Here is a 20,119-nt window from a genome sequence, read left to right as displayed (position 1 = left end):
TGGGTCGGGGAAATTGGGTTGCGCGGTGTGATAGCGGATGCGTTGGGTGGGGGCAATCATGAACCCTTTGGGAGGATAAAGGTGTCTAAAGAGTCGGCGATTATGTTTCTAAGGACCTCTTTGGGTTGCCGATCCCGGAACAGGCTTGCAAGACCATCGTCCAAGTATGCCGGTGAGGTTGTCGGCCGCTGTGTCGTAGCGAGTGCCCAAGCAACATGTGCGTCATATGAGTCGTCCTGTGCCGAGGGGCGGTCCTTAATCCGAAAGATGCTATTCATATCCTCAAAAGTTAGGTTTCCAAATCTTGCTTTCTGAAATTTGTCTGGAGCAATCACTTTGAGAACCAGTAATCCAATGTAGAGTTGGAAGTCACCTTGATCGGTTGAACGCGGATCTGGCGATAGTTGTGCGAGTGTGATTAGGCGCTCAGCATCGCGTAGACTGAAGCCCACGTGGTGATCTATTAGTTTCAGGTAATTGACGAGCCAATCATATTTCCAACTGTTGGAAAAGCCTGTTGCGACCGAAATGTTCGCGAAATGTTTGATATAGCTGGCGGAGTTTACGTTTCTGAATCTTGTACCCGTCACTGATACTGACGCGGATATGAACTTCTGTAGGTACTTGGCTGCATCTATCCCAGTCCCATACCGCGCGCGGACACTGTTTTGCAGTTCAGTCAAATTCACGCCCAGCACAAAGTGCACGCAGTTTACGGTGAAGAAGTGTTTAACGATTTCGAGCAACGAAAGGGCATAATCAGGACGGCAACGATCCAACTCGTCAACAACAATCACAAGTTTTCTCGGCGGTAGGCCACTTCGTTCTGGCTCTGTCAGATCGATCAACGCTTGTCGGAAACCATCCATAGCCGCGCGTTTGCCGTTCTCTCTTTTCCAAAATTCGGCTACGGCTTCGTCCAATTCGCCAGAAACAGTATTGATGGCGGCGTCCGCCAAATCATCTGCTTTGGTTACGAGGCCCGCCGTAGCAACTGAAACGCCGGTTCGTAGCAGCGCGCGGCCAAGCGCGGGGGCGACTTGTTTGGCTTTTTTCCAAGCCTCTTGTGATTTCTTGTCATCCGCCTCTTCGAACCGTTCAGAAATTGCACCAGTCAAAGCAATCAGAGGATCGTCCAAATAATCATGCTTGAATGCATCGAAATAGACGGTTTGAGTGCTGTTCCCTTCGCGCTTCAGATGCTCGCCAACCCAGCACTTCAGGAAAAACGATTTGCCGGATCCCCACGCTCCATCCAGTGCGATCACAAGTGGATCGTCGAAGCGTTCGACTAATTCTGACAGTTTGTCACTAGTGGGCTTGCGAGAGAGTTTATCGTGTTCGGCAAAGCCGTCCTTGTAGAGTTCGATCTTAGGTTCAGGGATGGTCAGGCGCATGTCTGGCTCCAATTCACAAATCAATCAGCGCTACTATTAGCGGCTGCCTCAACAGAGGCCAGACTGCTAGATGAGGGGAGGTGTGAAAAACTCGGAGCCTCTTATGTCCTTGAAAGATCTCATTGCTGGCTGGGCACAGCCGGGGCGGGTTGACTGGATTGGTCTGCGGCCTGATCGGCGGGTGGAGATGGTCGCTGTGGATGAGGCCATGATCTCAGCAAACGGTCTTGAAGGCGACCGAGGCCGGGCGGGCAAACGCGCTGTCACTTTGATTCAGCAGGAGCATTTGGCGGCGATTGGGTCGTATCTCGGGCGAGGGCCGGTCTCGCCTGATATCCTGCGGCGCAATCTGGTAATCTCGGGGATCAATCTGGCGGCGCTCAAGGGGCGTGAGGTGCAGGTGGGTGAGGCTATCCTGCGCTTTACCGTGATCTGCGCGCCATGCAGTCGGATGGAAGAAGCGCTGGGCAAGGGTGGCTATTCCGCCGTGCGCGGGCATGGCGGTTGGTGTGCCGAAGTGGTGCGGCCCGGGCGGGTGAGGTTGGGCGATGCTGTGCAACCTGTTGATTGACAAGGCCGCTCAGTTCTGAACAACAGCAAGAGATGCTACGAAGCGCTATTCCATATGCACGACCGGGGCAGGTTGTCGGGTTGTTCGGGGGGTCTTTTGATCCACCGCATCAGGGGCATGTGCATGTAACGCGTGAGGCGATGAAGGCGTTTGGGCTGGATCGGGTGTGGTGGCTGGTGTCGCCGGGTAATCCGTTGAAAGAACGCGGGCCCGCGCCGTTGTCGCAGCGGATGGAGGCGGCGCAGGCCATGATGAGCCACCCGCGTGTCGAGGTCACGGATCTTGAGACACTGATGGGGACGCGGGCGACGGCGGACACTCTGGCAGAATTGAAGCGGTTATATCCAGACGTCAGATTTGTCTGGTTGATGGGTGCGGATAATCTGGCGCAGTTTCATCGTTGGAAAGACTGGCGGTTGATCATGGATAGCGTGCCTGTGGGCGTGGTGGCGCGTCCGAGAGATCGGATCTCGGCCCGGATGTCACCGGCGGCGCGGGTTTATGCCAAATACCGCATCGATGGGCAGGCGCGACATTTGTTGGGGCGGGCGGCGGCTCCGGCGTGGTGTTTTGTGAACGTGCCGATGGTTGATGTCAGCTCGACCGAGATCCGCACGCGAGGGGGGTGGGATAACGGGGTGTTGCCCGAATAGCCCCGATGGAGGCATAATCGAATTCAGTGGTTGTCTGTTTTTGATCTCTGGGATTTTAATTGACCCATGGTTGATCGTATTTCACGTCGTTTGTTTCTGGGGGGATTGGGGGCGTCTCTGATCCCGGCTGCGGGGCTTGCCGGGCCGCCCTTGGTGTCGCTGAGACCGCAAGCGCGGGGGCCGCAGCTGAGTGGGGTCGAGCGCCTTGTTCGGGCCGCAGGCCTGAAGGGTGAGGTGGTCTTTGCCGTTGCTGATGTCGAGACGGGGGTGCCGCTGGAATCTTTGGGCGGAGATGCGGGTTTGCCGCCTGCCAGCGTCGCCAAGGCGCTGACCGCGCTTTATGCGCTGGACGTATTGGGGCCGGATTATCGGTTTGAAACCAAGCTGGTGGCGGATGGGCCTGTTGAGAATGGTGTCCTGAAGGGCGATTTGATCCTGGTGGGTTGTGGTGATCCGCTGCTGGATACGGATGCGCTGGCCATGATGGCGGCCAATCTGCGTGAGGCCGGAATCACCGAGGTGCGCGGGGCGTTCAAGGTTTACGACGGTGCACTGCCCTATGTGTTCAGCATTGATCCGGGGCAACCGGACCATGTCGGCTATAGCCCGGCGATCAGCGGGATATCCCTGAATTTCAATCGGGTGCATTTCGAATGGAAGCGCGAGGGCACCGGGTACGATGTGACCATGGATGCGCGCAGCGCCCGGTACACGCCTGCGGTGGACGTGGCAGCGATGCGCGTTGAGAGCCGCAGTTTACCGATCTATACCTATCAACCCAGCGCACGGCAGGATCGCTGGACCGTGGCCAAAGGTGCGTTGGGCAATGGCGGGGCACGGTGGTTGCCGGTGCGTAAGCCAGCGCTTTACGCGGGCGATGTGTTTCGAACGTTGGCCCGATCGAACGGGATCGTGCTGGGACGGGTGCAGATGACGCGGCAAGCGCCGCAGGGGACGGATCTGGTGGTGCATCGCAGTGAGCCGCTGGCGCGTATTTTGCGAGGAATGCTGAAATATTCGACCAATCTGACCGCTGAAATGGTTGGACTGACCGCGACCAAGGCGCGCGGGGTAACGCCGGAAAACCTGGCCGAGTCCGCGTCCGAGATGAACCGCTGGGCAGCTGAGACATTTGGCGTCAACCGGATCGCCATGGTGGATCATTCGGGTCTTGGTGATGCTTCGCGCATGGCGCCCGGTGATCTGGTGACCGTTCTGGTGGCTGCGCGAAAGGTGGGGGCGTTGCGGCCGATGCTCAAACCGTTTGCCCTGACCGACAGCCAGGGTCGACCGGTCAAGGATCATCCGATCAAGGTGAATGCCAAGACTGGAACGCTCAATTTCGTGTCTGGTTTGGGTGGGTTCCTGACGACGGCGGATGGATCCGAACTGGCTTTTGCAATTTTCACGGCCGATGTTGATCATCGGGCCAAAATTCCGCGTGCACACCGCGAGCGCCCGGACGGCGCGCGCAGTTGGAACAGAAGGTCACGCAAACTGCAACGGGCGCTTATCGAGCGGTGGGGCACCCTCTACGGCAGTTGAGACCGTCCTTTTTCGATCAGGTGGAATGAGCTGTGGTTTGGGCCGGATCAGATCACGTGACGCGCGCGTGCGCCGCGTTCGATGGCTGCGGCATGCAAACGGTCGACATTCAGTTCGTAGCGAATTTCCTCCAGCAGGCGCAGTTCGGATTCCGCAAGTGCCCCGTCCGCGGCGGCAACGTCGCAGGCCAGCGCATAGGCGGTTTCATTCAACCGCTCGGGCAGGTTGTCGCGGATCAGGCCGAAAAGGGCGTCCAGACCGTCTTCTTGTTCGAACAGATCGAACACGATCTGCGATACACGACGGGTGCGGTCGATATCGTAATCGGCAAAGACAGGCAGCATGTTCACCGCTGTTTCGATTTTGACCAGTTCGGCGGTGCGGATGGTTTCGTCCGACGCCGAGACCGCAACCATGATCGCCACAAGGCAATCCTGTGGGGACATGGGGTGGGGAACTTGATCGGTCATAAGAGGTGTCCTGCTTGGAGTTCTTCAAGGGCGCAAGATAGGAGGGGGGGAGATTAGGTTCAACAACTTGTTTGTGTGCGGGCCAGAACAGGTTGCAAAAGGCGGGTGTCGTTGTGGGGAGTCTGCTCTGAGCCCGACTCGGTCATTGTGACTTTGTACTGCGCGTGCTCGCAGCAGAAAAGTTGCTGCGGCTGCATTTGTTGGGGCGCTGCCATGCGGAGGAAAAACCCGCCATTCGTCCACCACGCGGCAAGATCACTTCGCCAAATTTACAGATGGCGGAAAAAACCGCACTATCGCTGCGTCTCTTCGACGTCGCGCAGGCTCATCGCAAACCGGTAATAGGCCCAGGGCGCGTAGGAAGTAACAGAGCGAGGGAAGCGGTTGCCCTTCAGATGGGACGTGGCAGCAAGGCTGATCATAGAACCGCGCTAAGCAGCTATTGGTGCGAGGTCAATTATTGGACGATGCCGTCGTCCCACCTACAGCATCATATCAAGCGAGTTGGTCAGACACGGCTCTGGCAGCCACCGTCAGTTCTTCGAGTTTCCGCCGTTCCTGCGCGGGCAACGCCTTGTAGCGTGGGGAGACGATGCGGGGGACGTTTGCACCATATTCAAGCCATCCCTTGTTGTCTGGCAACTCCAGAAAACGGGCCAAGCGGATCAATTCAGCTTTGGGATCGGCGACCACCGACTCGTAGCGCAGAACCAACCTGCGAGAGGTTGGCAGTTCTGAAAATTGTGCCAGCCCGCTTCTAGTCAGCGCAGACCAGCAGCATGCGGCATCTTCGATAGAGGGTCTGGTGTTCAGAATCCGGTCAACCGGCAGTACCCGCCCCGACAGCTTTTCGGTCAATGCAATCCACCGGGCACTGCCGATTTGCGCACCCGGCTTGAACACATCAACGCCGAACCGCGAGGCCAGTTTCCAGAACCAGATCACAAAGCGCGCCGGTTTGTAGTGTAGCATAGACAACGTAACATCGCGTCCGTCGCGAAGGAGGACCGCGAATTTTGCTTTCGGAAACGCTTTGGCGAGCGCGGACGTGGCCATCAGGGTGCCGCCGGATCGTTCGACCCAGAACTGCTGGCCCGTTTTTGCACCAAGGAGGTCGATCATGGCACGCAGGTGATCTACGCGTGTCTGACGCGAGAACCGGCGCACCTGATGGGCCAACTCGTCAAACTCAGTGTCGGGCGTCGGGAAGAGATGTGGTAGAGCCACCGCAAGGATCGGCGGGCAGTTAAACGGATCAAACCGCCGGTTCTGGACCGTGTGATACAGGAACTCATCCGGGGCGCTTGCCGGATTTGCCAGATGGCGCATCAAGGCTGTCGGCTTGGAAAGTTGCCGCCAGAACGCCTGCCCGCTGATCTGACCGGGAAGCAAGGCCCGTGTGCCTTGCGTTGTCATCAGCTCGGACAGGCTGAGCACATCCGGGTGCTGACGCAGGATGGTCGACATCATCGTCGAACCGCTGCGCGAGGCGTTGACCAGAAACGCCCCTTTCATCGGGGATCTGCCTGCCACTGGTTTTCCACCCGTCGCAGCTTTCGATGATTGTCGGGGTACAGCTGGGCAGTGCGGGCTGAAACCGTAATGCCCTTACACCGTGCTTGGATCAGACGTTCCAGGGCTGCTTTGGATGTTTGCAGCTGCTCAGGTTTGGATCGCTCAGGCAAAACCAGCTCGATCCGGCGCTCGGCCACGCGCAGAATGCGGAAGTCATCAATGCTCCGATCCGCATCCAGCACCGCGTTGCGCAGGACATCCGGTGTGAAATAGATGGGTTTCGTATCCGCATCGAAAACAAACACGTCATCCATTCGGCCAACAATCTCCCTGACCGCCTGTAGCGGCGACCCGCAGCGGCAAGGCTCGGGCATGAGGCGCAACAGATCATTCATCCGATAGCGCGCCATGATCTGATATTGACGCTGAAAACACGACACGATGGGGTTCACAAGGCCATCTCCGGCAGGTTCAAATTCAAACTTCGTGGTATCTTCGGCCAGATGGATGTTGCCATGCGGACAGCTGACCCCGAAGAGGCCCTCGGTGGCCATGTAAATCTGTCCGAGCTTCAAGGCAAACCCCGCCTCGATCACCTGACGATCCACAGGATCAAGCGTCTCGGCGCTGGAATAGACGATCCGGGGGGTTAGCCCGATATCCTCTTCCGCCAAAGCCCGCAGAATGCGCGGAGGGCCAACCAGACATGTCGGATCAAACGCCGCAAGCCGATTGGACCATCGCTCCATCCCCTCTTTCAGATCGAAGAAAGCCAGTTCCAGCCGATTGGCCCGCGCTGCCGTGTCATAAAGCGATGAGGATTGCGGCAGGATCACGGCCACACGCTCGGCCTGGAACGGAAACCGGGGGAGTGCCTTGGCCAGAATGGTCCCCAGCCAGCGCAACCGTTCCTGTGGGGTGATCACATAAAGCGCGCGGTTGCCGCTCGTGCCGGTGCTGGCGCCAACGCTGATATCTCCGATCGTGCCGGAGGTTTCGAAATGTTGCCATCCGACCGGGGCGGAAATGCCAACCAGATTGAACGCTCCAAAATCAGCCATCATCTGTGCCTTGTCGACAATCGGCAGGGTATCGAGCCTTGACGCGGCAGAGGAGTAATAACGTGTTTTTGGCACATCCCGCTGCAGCCAGCGCCGAAGCGCGCGGTCTTGCCAGTTAAGGAAGTCGGCGCGAGAGAGGCTTTGGCGCGTGCGATAACGCGTCGATGCAAAAGCGCGTGCGATATGCCACAGATCAGACATCAGCGGGCTGCTCAAGATCGAACGAGGTCAGGGCCGGATCGTGGCACAGCACCACCCGGCCGCCCGCATTCCGAAATTCAGCCACCTTCCGGCTGGAGCGCTCCGTAGCAGCCGTATCGTGCGCAGCCATCCGTCCCAACAAAGGGAGCGGTTTGTCCAATGCGGCCTGCATCCACTGCACATCACAGGCGTAAAGCAGAACGGGATCCAGCCATGGGAAGCAAAGCCCGAAATGCCCTGCTGCATGGCCGGGAAGATCAACTGCAATCACCGTTCCGTCGCCAAGCAGATCGCGGCCCGCACCCAGAGTCAGCGGCGCATCTGAGACGCGACACTCCGCGATGTCCGTGACCCGGCGCAGCACATCATCGGGCAAAAGCTCCGGGAAAATTCCGTGACGCATGTTGGCGAACCCGCTCTGGCCCAGAATGGTCGTGAGTGTTTTGCGATACGTGATGATCTGAGCCTTTGGGATGCTGCGCAGAGCCGATACGTGATCGGCGTGAAAATGCGTGACGACGAACTTGCGCACATCTTCAACCGAATAGCCAAGCCGCTGCAGAACCGCCGCGATCTCTCCCTCCTGCTCAAGCACGGGGTTGAACACGGCAGCATAAGCGCGCAGGCCAAAGCTGCGGGCACCGGTGAAGAGATGGCTGCTGTACCCGGTGTCGATCAGGACCGGGCCAAACTCCGGATGTTCAAGGATGCCATAGCGCACGCGCAGTTGGCGGGTCTGAAACCAGCTGCCGTCGGGGTCGACCAAGCGTTCCGGCGCTTTGATAAAAGCGCTATTGGCAAAGTGCAGCTTCACGATACACTCCCTGCCCAGAATACGCTCTCGATCCCTTCATTAAACCGGATATTTGGATGCCAGTTCAAAATGCTGGAGGCCTTATCTATATTGAGGCTTTGTTCAAAGGCCAGCAGGGCAAGCGCGTAGGCCGTGACTTTGGGCTCACACGCGCCCGGCCAGAGGTTATACACCTGCTCCACCATCCTGGCCGCAGCGAGGGTGGGTCGAAGCGGCATAGGCCGCCACCTCGGCCGAACATCCGCGCGCTGACATGCCATTTCAATGATCTTTTTCGTCGGCAAGGCCTCACCCCCGGAGATGTTAAAAATCTCTCCTTCTGCCTCTACGCCCGCAGTCAGCGCGGCAAGCACGGCGCGGCACACATCGGAGATATGCGTCAGATCGATGCTGGCGCGCCCATTGCGAAACAAGGGCAGAGGATGGGATTGCGCCGCTTTGAGCAGCCGTGGCAGCAGTGCAGTATCACCGGGGCCATAAATCCCGCGCGGGCGCAGGCTGATCGGGCCAATCGAAGGGGCGGCCAGCACGAACTGTTCAGCCTCTGCCTTGGTGCGCGCATAATTGTTGAACGGCGCAGGCAGAGGGCAGGTTTCCCTGATATACAACTGGTCACGCAGCGCAAAGTAGACCGATGGCGAAGAAATGTTCACAAAGCGCCGAACCTGCGCCTGTTGGGCCAGCGCCACAACATGGCGCGTGGCGTCGACATTTGCAGACTGGAACGCCGGGAGCGTACCGGATGGAGCGGACAGCGCGGCCGTATGGGCGATGGCATCCAAAGCGCCAAACTGCACAGGGTCCAGCGGGCAGGTCAGATCAGCGCGATGCACCTCAAACCCCTGATCCCGCAGATCGGCACAGCGCGGTGCCGAACGTCCGGTTGCAACGACATCCAGCCCCTGGTCGCGCAAGAAACCGCAAAGCCTGCCGCCGAGAAAACCGGTGGCCCCTGTAACAAGCACCCGCACAGAGATCACATTTGCATCGCAAGGCCCGAAAATGAAACGCCCGCCGATGTCCCCAACATCAGCAGCCGCTTTCCCGGCCCCGCCTGCCCCTGCCTGCGCGCATGATCCAGCGCCGTCGGCACCGAGGCAGCGATCTGGTTACCGACCTGCGCCACCAGATTGACGATCTTGTCGCCGCCGAAACCCGTCTGCCGCACCATATGTGTCAGCGCGTGCGGGCTGGCCTGATGCGGCACAACCAGATCAACATCTTCCTTTTGCCAGCCCGCCTGTTCCAACAGTTCATCCAAAAACCCGGGAAAGTGCTTCAGCGTGAGCTTGAACAGATCTGCACCATTCATCCGGAACAGAGTGTGGCGGGCAAACTCATCAGGGTTTTCATGGTAGTCAAACCGGGTTCCTCCGGCGGCGATCTGGCACGCCTCGTATTTCGACGGGTAGCTGCGCATCAGACTGGCCCGAATACCGCATCCTGACCTGTCGTCGGGGCCAATGATCGCAGCGGCAGCCCCGTCACCGAACAGCGCAGCAACCTCGGGCTGTTCAGACCATGGCAACCCGCGCGAGGCGATTTCAGACGAGACGATCAACGCGTGACGGCAGGTATCCGATGCGACCTGCCGGCTGGCAATCTCAAGCGCGCTGATGAAACTGGTGCAGGTGCTGTTAACGTCAAAGGCCGCGGCGTTGCCGTCGCCAATACCAAGTTCCCGCATCACCAGCGGAGCGGTCGACGGCAAGGTCTGGAACGGGACGCCGTTGGCAGAAATGACAAGATCGATGTCGTCAGCGCCCAACCCGGCCTGATCCAGCGCACGCTGGGATGCCGTCACGGCCATATCAATCTGGCTGATACCTTCGGCAAAGTGACGGGATTTGACGCCGGTCTCTTGCTCAAGGTGCCCGCGTTTCAAGCCTGCTCTTGTATCAAGAGCTTCGGACGCGACAGGATGGCCGGGCAAAAAGTGGCCCGTGCCGCGAATGGCAACCTGGATGGACTTGCTCAAGTGCTTACTCCGACCCATAAGATGCATTCCGAGATAAGTAGGCGAAAACCTGTCAGCAAGTTGGGGATTCCTTACCTTTTTGTCGTCGGAACACTTATCAGTTGATTTCGTTATGTTTTACGAGTTATCCAGCAGGCTCAATACTAGGCGTCAGATCGGATTTTCAACCTGGGCATGAAGCTAGGCGACCGCTTCGCGGCCATCCTTGAACATGTTTTCTCTGCCGGAGCCACCAGTTTCTGCTATAGGTCGTCACAATATTGGGCCCCGGCAAGAGCCACGCACATCAGTCCCATGACTATCGTAAAAGGCTCGCCCCGATAGTCATCGCGTTGCGCAAGGCGTCCATCGGGTTGATCTCCCCCGCAGCCAGGATCAGGGTCCCGATAACGTCCGTCAGGATCAGACCCTCGACGATCTTGTACTTGTTGCCGATATTCTGGTCACCGCCCGACATGGTGGTGTTCATCACCAAAATACCCGAGTCCGCAGCGTCACCAGAAAGGTCATGATCAGCATAACGCATATGACGGTGATGCCTGACAACAGCCTACCTCAAACGCTTTCTTGGGCCGGGGCTGTTCCGACTACGTGGCCCGTGCGGTGCAAATGACGAATTCTTTCTCGCCACCACCACCCAATACCTCCGCAAACTGGCCAAGAGCATTCCCGTATCGCCGCAACCGCGAAAAGCTTGATCAGAAAGCGCTCCGGTCGCATTCACACTCCGACATTCTGCGTCAGCAACACGTTGTTTTTCACAGAATCACCGGCCTGGAGCCATTGACTGCAATGCCGCGACGGGAGTACTGCACCCGCGAAATGATGTTGCGTCAACAATAGTGGCGCGTGCAAAAGGCAGCTCTGTTGCGCTCCTCGAAAATCGATCCTGGTTGGAGCGAATAGACGGTGTGAGAATTGGGCATCGTCGTGGCTCTGAATGACCGGTCTGGTGGCATCGGCTGCAATGCAGCGATGAGCGTGCCGCACCGGCGAGCGGATGCCGCGTCAGCAAACACGCGGAAGGGCAATGGCGGCAAAGTCCCGCCTTCCAGACCTTGGCATGCACCGCCCGTGCCAACCTATCGCGACACCCAGATCCTGCAACTTTGCGAAAAATGTTGCGTATTATTGACTCATGCTGCACCAGCACAATAGGAGGGGTCGGTCGGTTGCATGGGGCGGCTGGCACGAATTTCCTGATGGAGCTCAAGAAAATGTCTGACCTGCGTGAAACCGCGATGACGTCCAAGGCGTGGCCTTTTGAAGAGGCGCGGCGGTTGCTCAAACGTTACAGGCAGGGCGCTCCGGAAAAGGGGTTTGTGCTGTTCGAGACAGGCTATGGCCCCTCGGGTCTGCCGCATATTGGCACCTTTGGTGAGGTTGCGCGCACCACGATGGTCAAGCGCGCGTTTGAGGCACTGTCGGATATTCCGACCAAGCTGATCTGTTTCTCGGACGATCTGGATGGGATGCGTAAAGTGCCCAGCAATGTGCCGAACCCAAAGGCGCTGGAGGAGCATTTGCAGCGGCCTTTGACCTCGGTCCCGGATCCGTTCGGTGAATACCCCAGCTTTGGTGAATACAACAACGCCATGCTGCGTCGGTTCCTTGATACTTTCGGGTTCGAATATGAGTTCTATTCTGCGCGGGAGTTCTATCGCTCGGGTCAGTTTGACGAGATCCTGAAGCGGGCGGTCGAGCGGTATGATGACGTGATGGCCATCATGCTCAAAAGCTTGCGGGAAGAGCGGCAGCAGACCTACTCGATTTTCCTGCCGATCCACCCGGAAACGGGGCGGGTTATGTATGTGCCGATGAAGAAAGTCTGTGCCGAGACCTATACCGTCACTTTCGACGACGAGGACGGCAAGGAATGGACGCTGCCGGTCACTGGCGGCAACGTGAAATTGCAGTGGAAGCCTGATTTCGGCGCGCGCTGGGCGGCGTTGGGCGTGGATTTCGAGATGTATGGCAAAGAGCATGCCACCAACGAAAAAATCTATGACGCGATTTGTCGTGCGTTGGGCGGTCGTGCGCCAGAGCATTTTTCGTATGAGCTGTTTCTGGATGAGAACGGTCAGAAGATTTCCAAATCTTCGGGCAATGGTGTGTCGATTGACGAATGGTTGACCTATGCCCCGACCGAGTCGCTGGCCTATTTCATGTACCAAAAGCCCAAGACAGCCAAACGGATGCATTTTGATGTGATTCCGAAAGCGTATGATGAATATCATCAGCAGCTGCGGGCGTATCCCGGGCAGGAGCTGAAGGCGCAGCTGAACAACCCGGTCTGGCATATCCATGGCGGTGATGTTCCGGAATCCACGCTGATCGTCCCGTTTGCAATGATGTTGAATCTGGCGTCCGTTTCCGGGGCCGAGGACAAAGAGGCGCTGTGGGGCTTTATCGGTCGCTATGCGCCTGAGGCTAGCGCCGAGTCGCATCCTGATCTGGATCAGGCGGCTGGCTTTGCCGTGCGGTATTTCAACGATTTCGTTAAACCGACACGCAAGCACCGCGCGCCCACGGATCAAGAGCGTGAGGCGCTGGAGGCGTTGAAAGCCGCGCTTGAGGCCTATGACGGACCAATCGAGGATGAGGCGCTGCAATCGGTGGTCTATTCCATCGGGCGTGAGCGGTTCGACCCGATGCGGGGCTGGTTCACGGCGCTGTATGAAGTTCTGCTGGGTGCCTCGCAAGGCCCGCGTTTTGGTGGCTTCATCGCGCTGTACGGTGTACCTGAGACCATCGCCCTGATCGACAAGGCGCTGGCTGGAGAGTTGGTCTGATTTGACCTGATACCGCGTGGGGCTACTCTTGATGCAGGAGGTGGCCCCATGCGTCGTTTACTGCTTGCTATGTCGTTAAGTGCCGGATTGGCTTCGGGGGCCTTTGCCCAGAATGCCGAGATTGAGGCGAATATCGCAGCGCAGATACAAGCATTCAAGGTGGATGATTTCGCCACTGCCTTTGCCTTTGCCAGCCCCAACATTCAGAACCTGTTTCGCACGCCCGAGAATTTCGGAGCCATGGTGCGCAATGGCTATCCCATGGTCTGGCGGCCTGCGGATGTTCGATTTCTGGACCTGCGTGAGATCAACGGGGCCTTGTGGCAGAAGGTCATGGTCACTGATGGGGACGGTCGGGTGCACGTGCTTGATTATCAGATGGTTCAGCAGGAAAACGGCTGGAAGATCAATGGCGTTCAACTGCTGGGAAACGCTGACCCGGCGGCCTGAGGCAACACCACCGTCACGGTGATATGAGCGGCGGTTAATCCCTTTTGGATACTCAGACTTTCGCGTTCGGGGTGGACCTGAACACGGGGTTTGAACGTGTCGCAAACGTGTGTGACGCGATTGAGAAAGGGATTTCTATGAACAAGGCAATCACCCACGGCATCGTGTTCATGCCGCCTGCTTTTACGAACGGATTGGGTGTGTGGTCCGCAGGGGACGGCACGCCGGGATCGCCCACCTATGACGGGTCGGGCACCGGAGCTTTCGTGCCAGCGGATGCGGATTTTGCCGGCTGTCTTGAGATTCTGAAGGTCAATGCCACGCAAAAGCTGCGGTACATGGGCCAGACTCCGTTGCTGCCGGGCTGTTATTTGCAGATCAAAGCGCGGGTCAAAGCCATCAGCGGCCCGTTGCCCGAGGTGCGGATTGCCGCATGGGCCGGGGGCGCTGGGGATACGCATGTAGCTGGCGTGATCGAGCAGGGTTCTGCCACGCAGCTTTCGGGCTATGGTACGGTGCATGAGGTCACGGCGATCGTTGGCTCGGGGCGGCGTCCGGGGGTGGATATGCCCTGGGGGGTCACGGCACTGTATGGGCATTTCGGTTTGGATATCGAGGGTGCTAATGGGGCCTTGGTGCGGGTTGACGACCTTGAGATCACCGATGTCACCGGGGTGTTTCTGCGTGAGATGATCAGCGTCGTGGATGTGCGCGATTTCGGGGCAGTCGGCGATGGTGTCGCGGACGATTCAGCGGCGTTTGAAGCGGCAGATCAGGCGGCGGGTGGTCGTCGGGTCTATGTGCCGCAAGGAACATATCATCTGGCCGAGAACACCAGCATGGCGTCCGAGATGGATTTCGAGGGCACCGTCACGATGCCTGACGACAAGATGCTGCTGCTGACCAAGAATTTCGATTTGCCCGCATATATCTCGGCGTTTGGCGATGAAGAGCTGGCGTTCAAGAAGGCGTTTCAGGCTTTGCTGAACAACTCGGACCATGAATCGCTGGATCTGGGTGGGCGTAAGATTTCGGTCAACGCGCCGATTGATATGGCGGCGGCCGTGCCCAACAAACAAGGCGGATTCTCGACGCGCCGCGTGATCCGCAACGGGCAGTTCGATGTCAAAAGCAGCTCGACTTGGGATACCGAGACATTCACCTCGGTCGCGACCTATGATCCGGGGGATTCCACCCGACTGACAAACGTCGCCAATGTGGCGAATATCCCGGTCGGGTCGCTGGTTCAGGGCAGTGGGGTCGGACGTGAGATCTATGTGCGTGACAAGAATATCGGTGCCGGTGAGATTACCCTGAACGCCCCGATGTACAACGCGTCGGGCACGCAGAATTTCACCTTTCAATCCTTCAAATACCTGCTGGATTTCAGCGGTTTTAGCACCTTGCGTAAATTCGGCATGGAGCAGATCGAATTTCAGTGCAACAGCCGCAGTAGTGCGATCCGTCTGGCGCCATCGGGCAGCACATTCTCGCTGACGGATTGTTTTGTCAGCCGACCCAAGGATCGCGGCATTACCTCGATCGGGACCGGGTGCAAGGGCATGTTGATCGACAATTGTCAGTTTCTGTCTGCGGAAGAATCCTATGTCGTGACCGACCGCAATTCGATTGCCCTGAACACAACCGCGAACGACGTTAAATTGCGCCACAACCGGGCGGTTAGGTTCAAGCATTTCGCAGTTGTGGGCGGTGATAACAATATGGTTCTGGGCAACCATTTCTTTCAGGGCGACAGCATCCCACAGGGGGTTCGTACTGCCGGTTTGATCATGATCGGCACCTACAATAGCTCGACCATTGCGGAAAACTATGTCGATAACTGTTTTGTCGAATGGTCAAACGAGCGGGATGCCAACCCGACCTATATCTCGGGCTATTCGTTCAGCGCGATGAGTATCACGGACAATATCTTTTACTCCAGTGAGGCACCGCCGTGGTTCAGCTATATCGTCATTCGCCCACATGGGCCTGGGCATTTCCTGAACGGGCTGGCCGTTACCGGGAATAAATTCCGCGCCAGCAGTGGTGGAATTGATCGCGCAGAACGGGTGGATACCACCTTTGCCGATCTGGACAAGAACCGGCATGTCAATGTCTCGTTCCAGAACAACACCTATCATGGTGTTTCGGTGAAGGCGCAAAACCCACTGCGAATTCGCTATAGTCAGAATACCGCGTCTAGCGCCTGGCCGATCTGGTCGTATGCGCAACTGCCGTTTGATGGCAAGGCGCGCAGCTGTGATGCGGTAACTGCGCTTGGGCCGCTGCGCAACGTGTTCGGAAGCTTCCGCTATGCGACTCCCTATGCGGAATTGGAGCAGGGCAGCAAAGGGGATGGGGTGTTCTTGCGCTGGTCTGAAAACCTGCAAGGCGAGGTGTCGGTCATAATGCGCATGGAGCGCTGATCAGTTGAATGGCCGCCCGCTTTTGGGCGGCCATTCGCTGCTGCGCGTGGCTTTGTGTCTTACATCCGCGCGACCCATTGAAAATGCTGCGAAACCTAAAGGTAATAGGCGACGTTTCTGTTTCATGTGCTAGGCTTGGTTCAGCCAAAGGAGGAGCCAGATGCCGAAAATAGCCAAAAACGCCAGCGTCCAGACTGTCATTACCACCTTTGAAATGACCCCCGGAACCTGTCAGGATCTGCTGGAGGCGCTAACGGATGCTTATGCCGAGTTCATTTCCAAGCAGCCCGGTTTCGTTTCAGCCGGCTTGCACGTGAACGACGCCCAGACCCGGATCGCCAATTATTCCCAATGGGAGCGTCGCGAGGATTTTCTGGCCATGCTGCGCACGTCCGAGATGCGCGACCGCAACCGCAAGATCAACGAACTGTGCAAAAGCTTTGAGCCGGTCATGTATGATGTGGCCGAAACGTTTGGCAGTTCCTGACCTGGATCAAGGCTCTCGCCAAGTATTCGGTTTATTCTGAACACGTAAAACGGAGGCCTGCTTTATGTATCACAACATTCTTGTCCCGATTTCTTTTGACGCCGAACGCGATACGTCCGGCCCGTTGAAGCTGGCGCAGGTACTTGCGACACCAGACGCGCAAGTGACCTTGCTGCATGTGGTCGAGCATATTCCGAACTATGCGATTTCCTATATGCCGACCGAGTATCTGACCGAGGCGCGCAAGGCGATCCAGACCGAGCTGGACGATCTGGCCGCAAAGCTGCCCAATGCAAAGGGTGTGGTGATCGAGGGGCATTCGGGCCGGACCATTCTGGATTGGACTGAGGCGCATAGCCCCGATCTGATCATCATGGCTTCGCACAGGCCAGGGATGCAGGATCTGTTGTTGGGGTCTACGGCGACCCATGTGGTGCGGCATGCCAAATGCGCGGTACACGTGGTACGCTGAGCGTCATAGATTCGCGGGGCTGAGACGGTAAGCCTTGCCAAACCCGCCGTTCAGAACCCCGTCCTGAACGTCAAAGCGGACAAAGCCGAAATCCGCGAAGTCGATGTAAAGCTTCGCTTTGGGGCGCTGGCTTAGGTATATCGAACGCAACGCGTCATGTTCTGACGATCCCCGCGCAATCGGCTGAGCCAGTGTATGCAGCGTCAGGCGCGGATGGGTCAATGGATCGCCTGTGTCTTTGGGTTCGCCGATCAGAAGGGCGCAGGCGGGATTGGCATGTAGGGCCCGCGTGTGGTCCGCAAGGGTCGAGATCAGCGATATCGGTCGATTTTGGTCATCCACGGCCAGAGCGATGCGGGAGACCGACGGCATAGCATTGCCCGGCCACAGAACCGCCAGAGCAGCATGGGTCGCCCCGATGATCAGGTCACGGGCCAGTGCCCGCGCGGCGTCATCTGTTGGTTGGTAAGGATCGGTTTTGGTCATGAGATGGGCCAGATCAGAGGAGCGGTGGTGATGGAAGACATGCATCCGTGATACCCATCTGATCCACCTGAGGCCAGTTCCCCCGTTGTCGCGGTTTCTGCGCTGCCGCCATGAGGCCTCGGCTTTGCCACATATCGGGTATATCTTGCGTACACGATGTTCAGAAAGCCTGCACAAGATGAGGTCGATCTCAACCCGCGCTTGTCCAAACGACAGCGGCGTGCGGATGCATTGCGACGCCGGGCTTTGTCGCCCTTGCGTATTCTGATCATGGTGCTTGCCCTGCCGCTGACAACCGGATTGATCGCGGCGAGCGTCTTCTTGCGGATCTCGGATTATGATCGCAACGAGGCGGTGATCCACCTGATCGCGCTGGCGGGGTGCGATGCGGTGCAGGCCATCGGTGTGGGTCCGTTTCGCAAGGGGCAGCCGGGATATCACAAGCGTAACGACCCGGATGGGGACGGGGTAGCCTGCGGAACGGCCAAGCCGACATTCACACGTCAGGCCGTCCCGCAAGGCAGCACAACACCCAGTGCGCGCTCGGTTGGGAGTGCCAAATTCGTGCGGCCCTGAGCGGCCAACTCAGTCGGATCGGGGCACTTGGCCTCAACGGGGTGACAATAGCGGCGGGTTTCTGGACGAGCCGTTCGATTTCTGATCGTTCCGCTCTTCTTGGTTGATCCAAGGCAGGGCAACGACCGCACCGCCTGTGTCTGTGCGGGATTCAGACTTGCTGTGCTATGGTGCGCGCGGCAGGCGCTATCTTGGTGCCTCCGATGGGCAATTTCGCCCTGAGAGCGAGGAAAGTCATGTTTGCACGTATTACCAAGTTCAAAATGAAGCCCGGCACGCGCGATACGGCGACGGCGAAGATGAATGAATTGAAAGATCAGATCATGGCCATGCCGGGCATGCATTGCTTTACCAATGTGATGAACGAAGATGGCAACGGCTATGTGATTTCGGTTGTGGAAAGCGAGGCGACCTCGAACGCGAACGCCACCAAAGTGGCCGAGCTGTGGGGGCATTTCGCGGACTTTATGGAAGGCCCTCCGACGCCGGTTGGCTACGACGTGGTCGCCCATTGGGACAAGGGCTAGGTTTTAGGGGCGGGGGTTTCTCCGCCCCAAATGTTCAGGGCTGTAAAGCCAGAGATTAATCCGAGTGTTTCGTCGAGGAATAATTTCCGAGTAAATCTATCAACTATTTGTTTTTATTGAATTTTTATTGACACTGCCTTTAAGGTGCCTATATGAAGCTCATACGAATTCACAGGAACCCAGCTTCCGCAAGCCATCGTCAGCCACAGCACGCAAAAGCCAGCCTTCGCCAGCAACAGCAAGCTAAAGCAAACGACAGCCAGCAGCAGTCAGCCACAGCAAGCAAGAGCACGGCACCCAGCTGAATTCGTAAATTCCCCCAGCTAGATGAAGAATGATCGGGTGTGCGTGGATTTGGCATGCGCCCTTGGTCGGTTGGGATATTTGCCGGATCGGCGGGCGTTCCCGCAGTCAAAGGTGAAGCACTCTGACGAGGATCAACACACGGGTGCTTGCGTAACCTCGGATTGATCCTAAAGTTGGACCGATGACTCGCGATGAATTCAACACCTTTTGCGCCGACATGAAAGCCACCAGCCACGTTGTGCAATGGGGCAATGCGGATGTGTGGAAAGTGGGCGGCAAGGTGTTTGCTATCTGCGGCTGGAATGACGGGGAGGATGCGTTCACCTTCAAAGCCACCGATCTGGCCTTTGAGGTGCTTGGCGACGAACCCGGCATCCGCCCGGCCCCGTATCTGGCGTCACGGGGGATGAAATGGCTGCAGGTCTATGAAGAACGCGGCATGAGCGACACCTCGCTGCGTGAACACATCGTGACGTCTTATGAGTTGGTCGTGGCCAAGATGACCAAGAAAAAGCAGGCGGAGTTGGGGCTGCAGGGTGGGGGTTAGCCCTTCATCGCATGCAGCAATTCGATCAGCCGTTTCCGATCATCATCATCGGCGTAGTCGCCGGTTGCAAGACGTTCGGCGATGCGCAGGCGCAGGCGTTCCTGTTGGGTCCGAACCTCTTCCCCGGCGGTTTCGGCCAGTGTTTTCATGATCACCGCCACGGCCTGTTTGCGCTTGGTGGTGGGGTTGGCGATGTAATCGACCAGGCTCTGCTGACCGGAATCGAGGATGTTTTCGGCCAAATCGCGTAGCTGATCGCCATTGGGCAGCAGCGGGGCGGGGGCATTTTGTGGCGGCAGGATTTCGGGCACGCTGCGCGGGGTTTCGACCAAGGCGTTTGCGCCGTCAACGAAGGCCTCGGTGATCATCCGGGTGATCTTGATGGCGCGCGGGTCCTTGAACAGGGTCGAGGCGATGGCCACACCGTAATCGGTATAGACCCACGGATTGACTCGCCGTCCACCGCGGCCTTTGGGTTTTGGGATCACATTCTGTGATTGCAAATCGGCGACCTCGGCGTCAGTCAGCTGAAAGCGGTAGTCGTCGAACAGGTCGGTGTTGCGCGACACGGCCTGATTGAAGGCACTGACGGATTTTCCGTAGAACTGCGCCAGATCCTCGGCCAGCACCACGCGGGTGCCGCGCACCCTATGGATGGCGCTTTGGACTTCATGCGTGCTGGGCAGGGTGTTTGGGTTTGTCATGGCAACCGTTTGGAATCACAATGTGTGATTTCAAACGTGGAGGAGGGAGCGCTGGGCTGCAAGCTTGAAGTGTGGAGGAAGTTCGTTCGGAAATGGCGCTCGCGGGCCCTCAACATATTGTAGTTCCAAAGCTTTCCCATC

At 57.8% G+C, this 20,119-nt stretch carries 20 protein-coding genes and 2 pseudogenes; 12 read left to right on the top strand and 10 right to left on the bottom strand.

The genetic code is table 11. The features are described 5' to 3' along the window. Positions 1-56: 56 nt before the first annotated feature. Positions 57-1,397, bottom strand: coding sequence for a KAP family P-loop NTPase fold protein (locus tag HW561_RS11785; RefSeq protein WP_176864965.1), 1,341 nt, complete (start codon positions 1,395-1,397; stop codon positions 57-59). Positions 1,398-1,500: 103 nt separating this feature from the next. Between HW561_RS11785 and HW561_RS11780 the strand changes: the two genes are divergently transcribed. The 3 genes from HW561_RS11780 to dacB all read left to right on the top strand — a co-directional run bounded on the left by HW561_RS11780 (position 1,501) and on the right by dacB (position 4,166). Further along, positions 1,501-1,968, top strand: coding sequence for an MOSC domain-containing protein (locus HW561_RS11780; RefSeq protein WP_176864963.1), 468 nt, complete (start codon positions 1,501-1,503; stop codon positions 1,966-1,968). Between the two features lie 32 nt (positions 1,969-2,000). Next, complete coding sequence (locus HW561_RS11775) at positions 2,001-2,621, top strand: nicotinate-nucleotide adenylyltransferase (RefSeq protein ID WP_176864960.1); 621 nt, start codon at positions 2,001-2,003, stop codon at positions 2,619-2,621. A 66-nt stretch (positions 2,622-2,687) separates the two neighbouring features. Beyond that, positions 2,688-4,166 (top strand): D-alanyl-D-alanine carboxypeptidase/D-alanyl-D-alanine endopeptidase, encoded by a 1,479-nt coding sequence (gene dacB, locus HW561_RS11770; protein ID WP_176864958.1) that lies wholly within the window; start codon positions 2,688-2,690, stop codon positions 4,164-4,166. A 47-nt stretch (positions 4,167-4,213) separates the two neighbouring features. On the opposite strand, the gene HW561_RS11765 is transcribed toward dacB, so the two are convergent. The 7 genes and pseudogenes from HW561_RS11765 to HW561_RS11735 form a co-directional block, all read right to left on the bottom strand. Next, on the bottom strand, positions 4,214-4,636 hold the full coding sequence (locus HW561_RS11765) for a tellurite resistance TerB family protein (protein ID WP_176864956.1): 423 nt from the start codon (positions 4,634-4,636) through the stop codon (positions 4,214-4,216). Between the two features lie 495 nt (positions 4,637-5,131). Beyond that, a complete protein-coding gene (locus HW561_RS11760) occupies positions 5,132-6,169 on the bottom strand; it encodes a sulfotransferase (protein ID WP_176864954.1) in 1,038 nt (345 codons plus the stop codon). Further along, positions 6,148-7,413 carry a CoF synthetase gene (locus tag HW561_RS11755; RefSeq protein ID WP_176864952.1) on the bottom strand — a complete coding sequence of 422 codons (1,266 nt, stop codon included), beginning with the start codon at positions 7,411-7,413 and terminating at the stop codon, positions 6,148-6,150. The genes HW561_RS11760 and HW561_RS11755 overlap by 22 nt, the downstream gene beginning before the upstream one ends. Next, positions 7,406-8,227 carry an MBL fold metallo-hydrolase gene (locus HW561_RS11750; RefSeq protein ID WP_176864950.1) on the bottom strand — a complete coding sequence of 274 codons (822 nt, stop codon included), beginning with the start codon at positions 8,225-8,227 and terminating at the stop codon, positions 7,406-7,408. The genes HW561_RS11755 and HW561_RS11750 overlap by 8 nt, the downstream gene beginning before the upstream one ends. Continuing rightward, complete coding sequence (locus HW561_RS11745) at positions 8,224-9,198, bottom strand: NAD-dependent epimerase/dehydratase family protein (protein ID WP_176864948.1); 975 nt, start codon at positions 9,196-9,198, stop codon at positions 8,224-8,226. Before HW561_RS11745 ends, HW561_RS11750 begins: the two co-directional genes overlap by 4 nt. Before the next feature lie 5 nt (positions 9,199-9,203). After that, complete coding sequence (locus tag HW561_RS11740; RefSeq protein WP_211198616.1) at positions 9,204-10,205, bottom strand: 3-oxoacyl-ACP synthase III family protein; 1,002 nt, start codon at positions 10,203-10,205, stop codon at positions 9,204-9,206. Between the two features lie 242 nt (positions 10,206-10,447). Next, positions 10,448-10,760 (bottom strand): annotated as a pseudogene (locus tag HW561_RS11735) (BCCT family transporter); the annotation flags it as partial. Between HW561_RS11735 and HW561_RS11730 the strand changes: the two are divergent. The 6 genes and pseudogenes from HW561_RS11730 to HW561_RS11705 all read left to right on the top strand — a co-directional run. After that, positions 10,754-10,903: pseudogene (locus HW561_RS11730) on the top strand (IS5/IS1182 family transposase); the annotation flags it as partial. The pseudogenes HW561_RS11735 and HW561_RS11730 overlap by 7 nt on opposite strands. Positions 10,904-11,422: 519 nt before the next feature. Then, positions 11,423-12,997, top strand: a complete 1,575-nt coding sequence (locus HW561_RS11725; RefSeq protein ID WP_176864944.1) for a lysine--tRNA ligase — start codon at positions 11,423-11,425, stop codon at positions 12,995-12,997. Positions 12,998-13,045: 48 nt separating this feature from the next. After that, complete coding sequence (locus HW561_RS11720; RefSeq protein ID WP_176864942.1) at positions 13,046-13,447, top strand: DUF4864 domain-containing protein; 402 nt, start codon at positions 13,046-13,048, stop codon at positions 13,445-13,447. A gap of 137 nt (positions 13,448-13,584) precedes the next feature. Beyond that, the gene (locus tag HW561_RS11715; protein ID WP_176864940.1) at positions 13,585-15,873 is read left to right on the top strand and encodes a glycosyl hydrolase family 28-related protein; all 2,289 of its coding nucleotides are present in this window, start codon (positions 13,585-13,587) and stop codon (positions 15,871-15,873) included. A 160-nt stretch (positions 15,874-16,033) separates the two neighbouring features. Next, entirely contained in the window at positions 16,034-16,360 is a 327-nt protein-coding gene (locus HW561_RS11710; protein WP_176864938.1) for an antibiotic biosynthesis monooxygenase family protein, read from the top strand. 64 nt (positions 16,361-16,424) lie between these two features. After that, the gene (locus tag HW561_RS11705; protein WP_176864936.1) at positions 16,425-16,832 is read left to right on the top strand and encodes a universal stress protein; all 408 of its coding nucleotides are present in this window, start codon (positions 16,425-16,427) and stop codon (positions 16,830-16,832) included. Positions 16,833-16,835: 3 nt separating this feature from the next. Here HW561_RS11705 and HW561_RS11700 read toward each other — a convergent pair whose 3' ends face one another. Beyond that, entirely contained in the window at positions 16,836-17,318 is a 483-nt protein-coding gene (locus tag HW561_RS11700) for a HugZ family pyridoxamine 5'-phosphate oxidase (RefSeq protein WP_176864935.1), read from the bottom strand. Between the two features lie 156 nt (positions 17,319-17,474). Between HW561_RS11700 and HW561_RS11695 the strand changes: the two genes are divergently transcribed. The 3 genes from HW561_RS11695 to HW561_RS11685 all read left to right on the top strand — a co-directional run bounded on the left by HW561_RS11695 (position 17,475) and on the right by HW561_RS11685 (position 19,274). Further along, a complete protein-coding gene (locus tag HW561_RS11695; RefSeq protein ID WP_176864933.1) occupies positions 17,475-17,894 on the top strand; it encodes an excalibur calcium-binding domain-containing protein in 420 nt (139 codons plus the stop codon). 236 nt (positions 17,895-18,130) lie between these two features. Further along, complete coding sequence (locus tag HW561_RS11690; RefSeq protein WP_176864931.1) at positions 18,131-18,421, top strand: hypothetical protein; 291 nt, start codon at positions 18,131-18,133, stop codon at positions 18,419-18,421. Between the two features lie 487 nt (positions 18,422-18,908). Continuing rightward, entirely contained in the window at positions 18,909-19,274 is a 366-nt protein-coding gene (locus HW561_RS11685; protein WP_176864929.1) for an MmcQ/YjbR family DNA-binding protein, read from the top strand. Here HW561_RS11685 and HW561_RS11680 read toward each other — a convergent pair. Continuing rightward, on the bottom strand, positions 19,271-19,978 hold the full coding sequence (locus HW561_RS11680; protein WP_176864927.1) for an ORF6N domain-containing protein: 708 nt from the start codon (positions 19,976-19,978) through the stop codon (positions 19,271-19,273). The genes HW561_RS11685 and HW561_RS11680 overlap by 4 nt on opposite strands. Positions 19,979-20,119: the final 141 nt, after the last annotated feature.

Origin of the sequence: Ruegeria haliotis (assembly GCF_013377785.1) — a bacterium.
In the GTDB taxonomy this organism is placed as follows: Bacteria; Pseudomonadota; Alphaproteobacteria; order Rhodobacterales; family Rhodobacteraceae; genus Ruegeria; species Ruegeria haliotis.
Note: the sequence above shows the minus strand (reverse complement) of the source record. Positions and strands in the feature narration are given on the sequence as shown.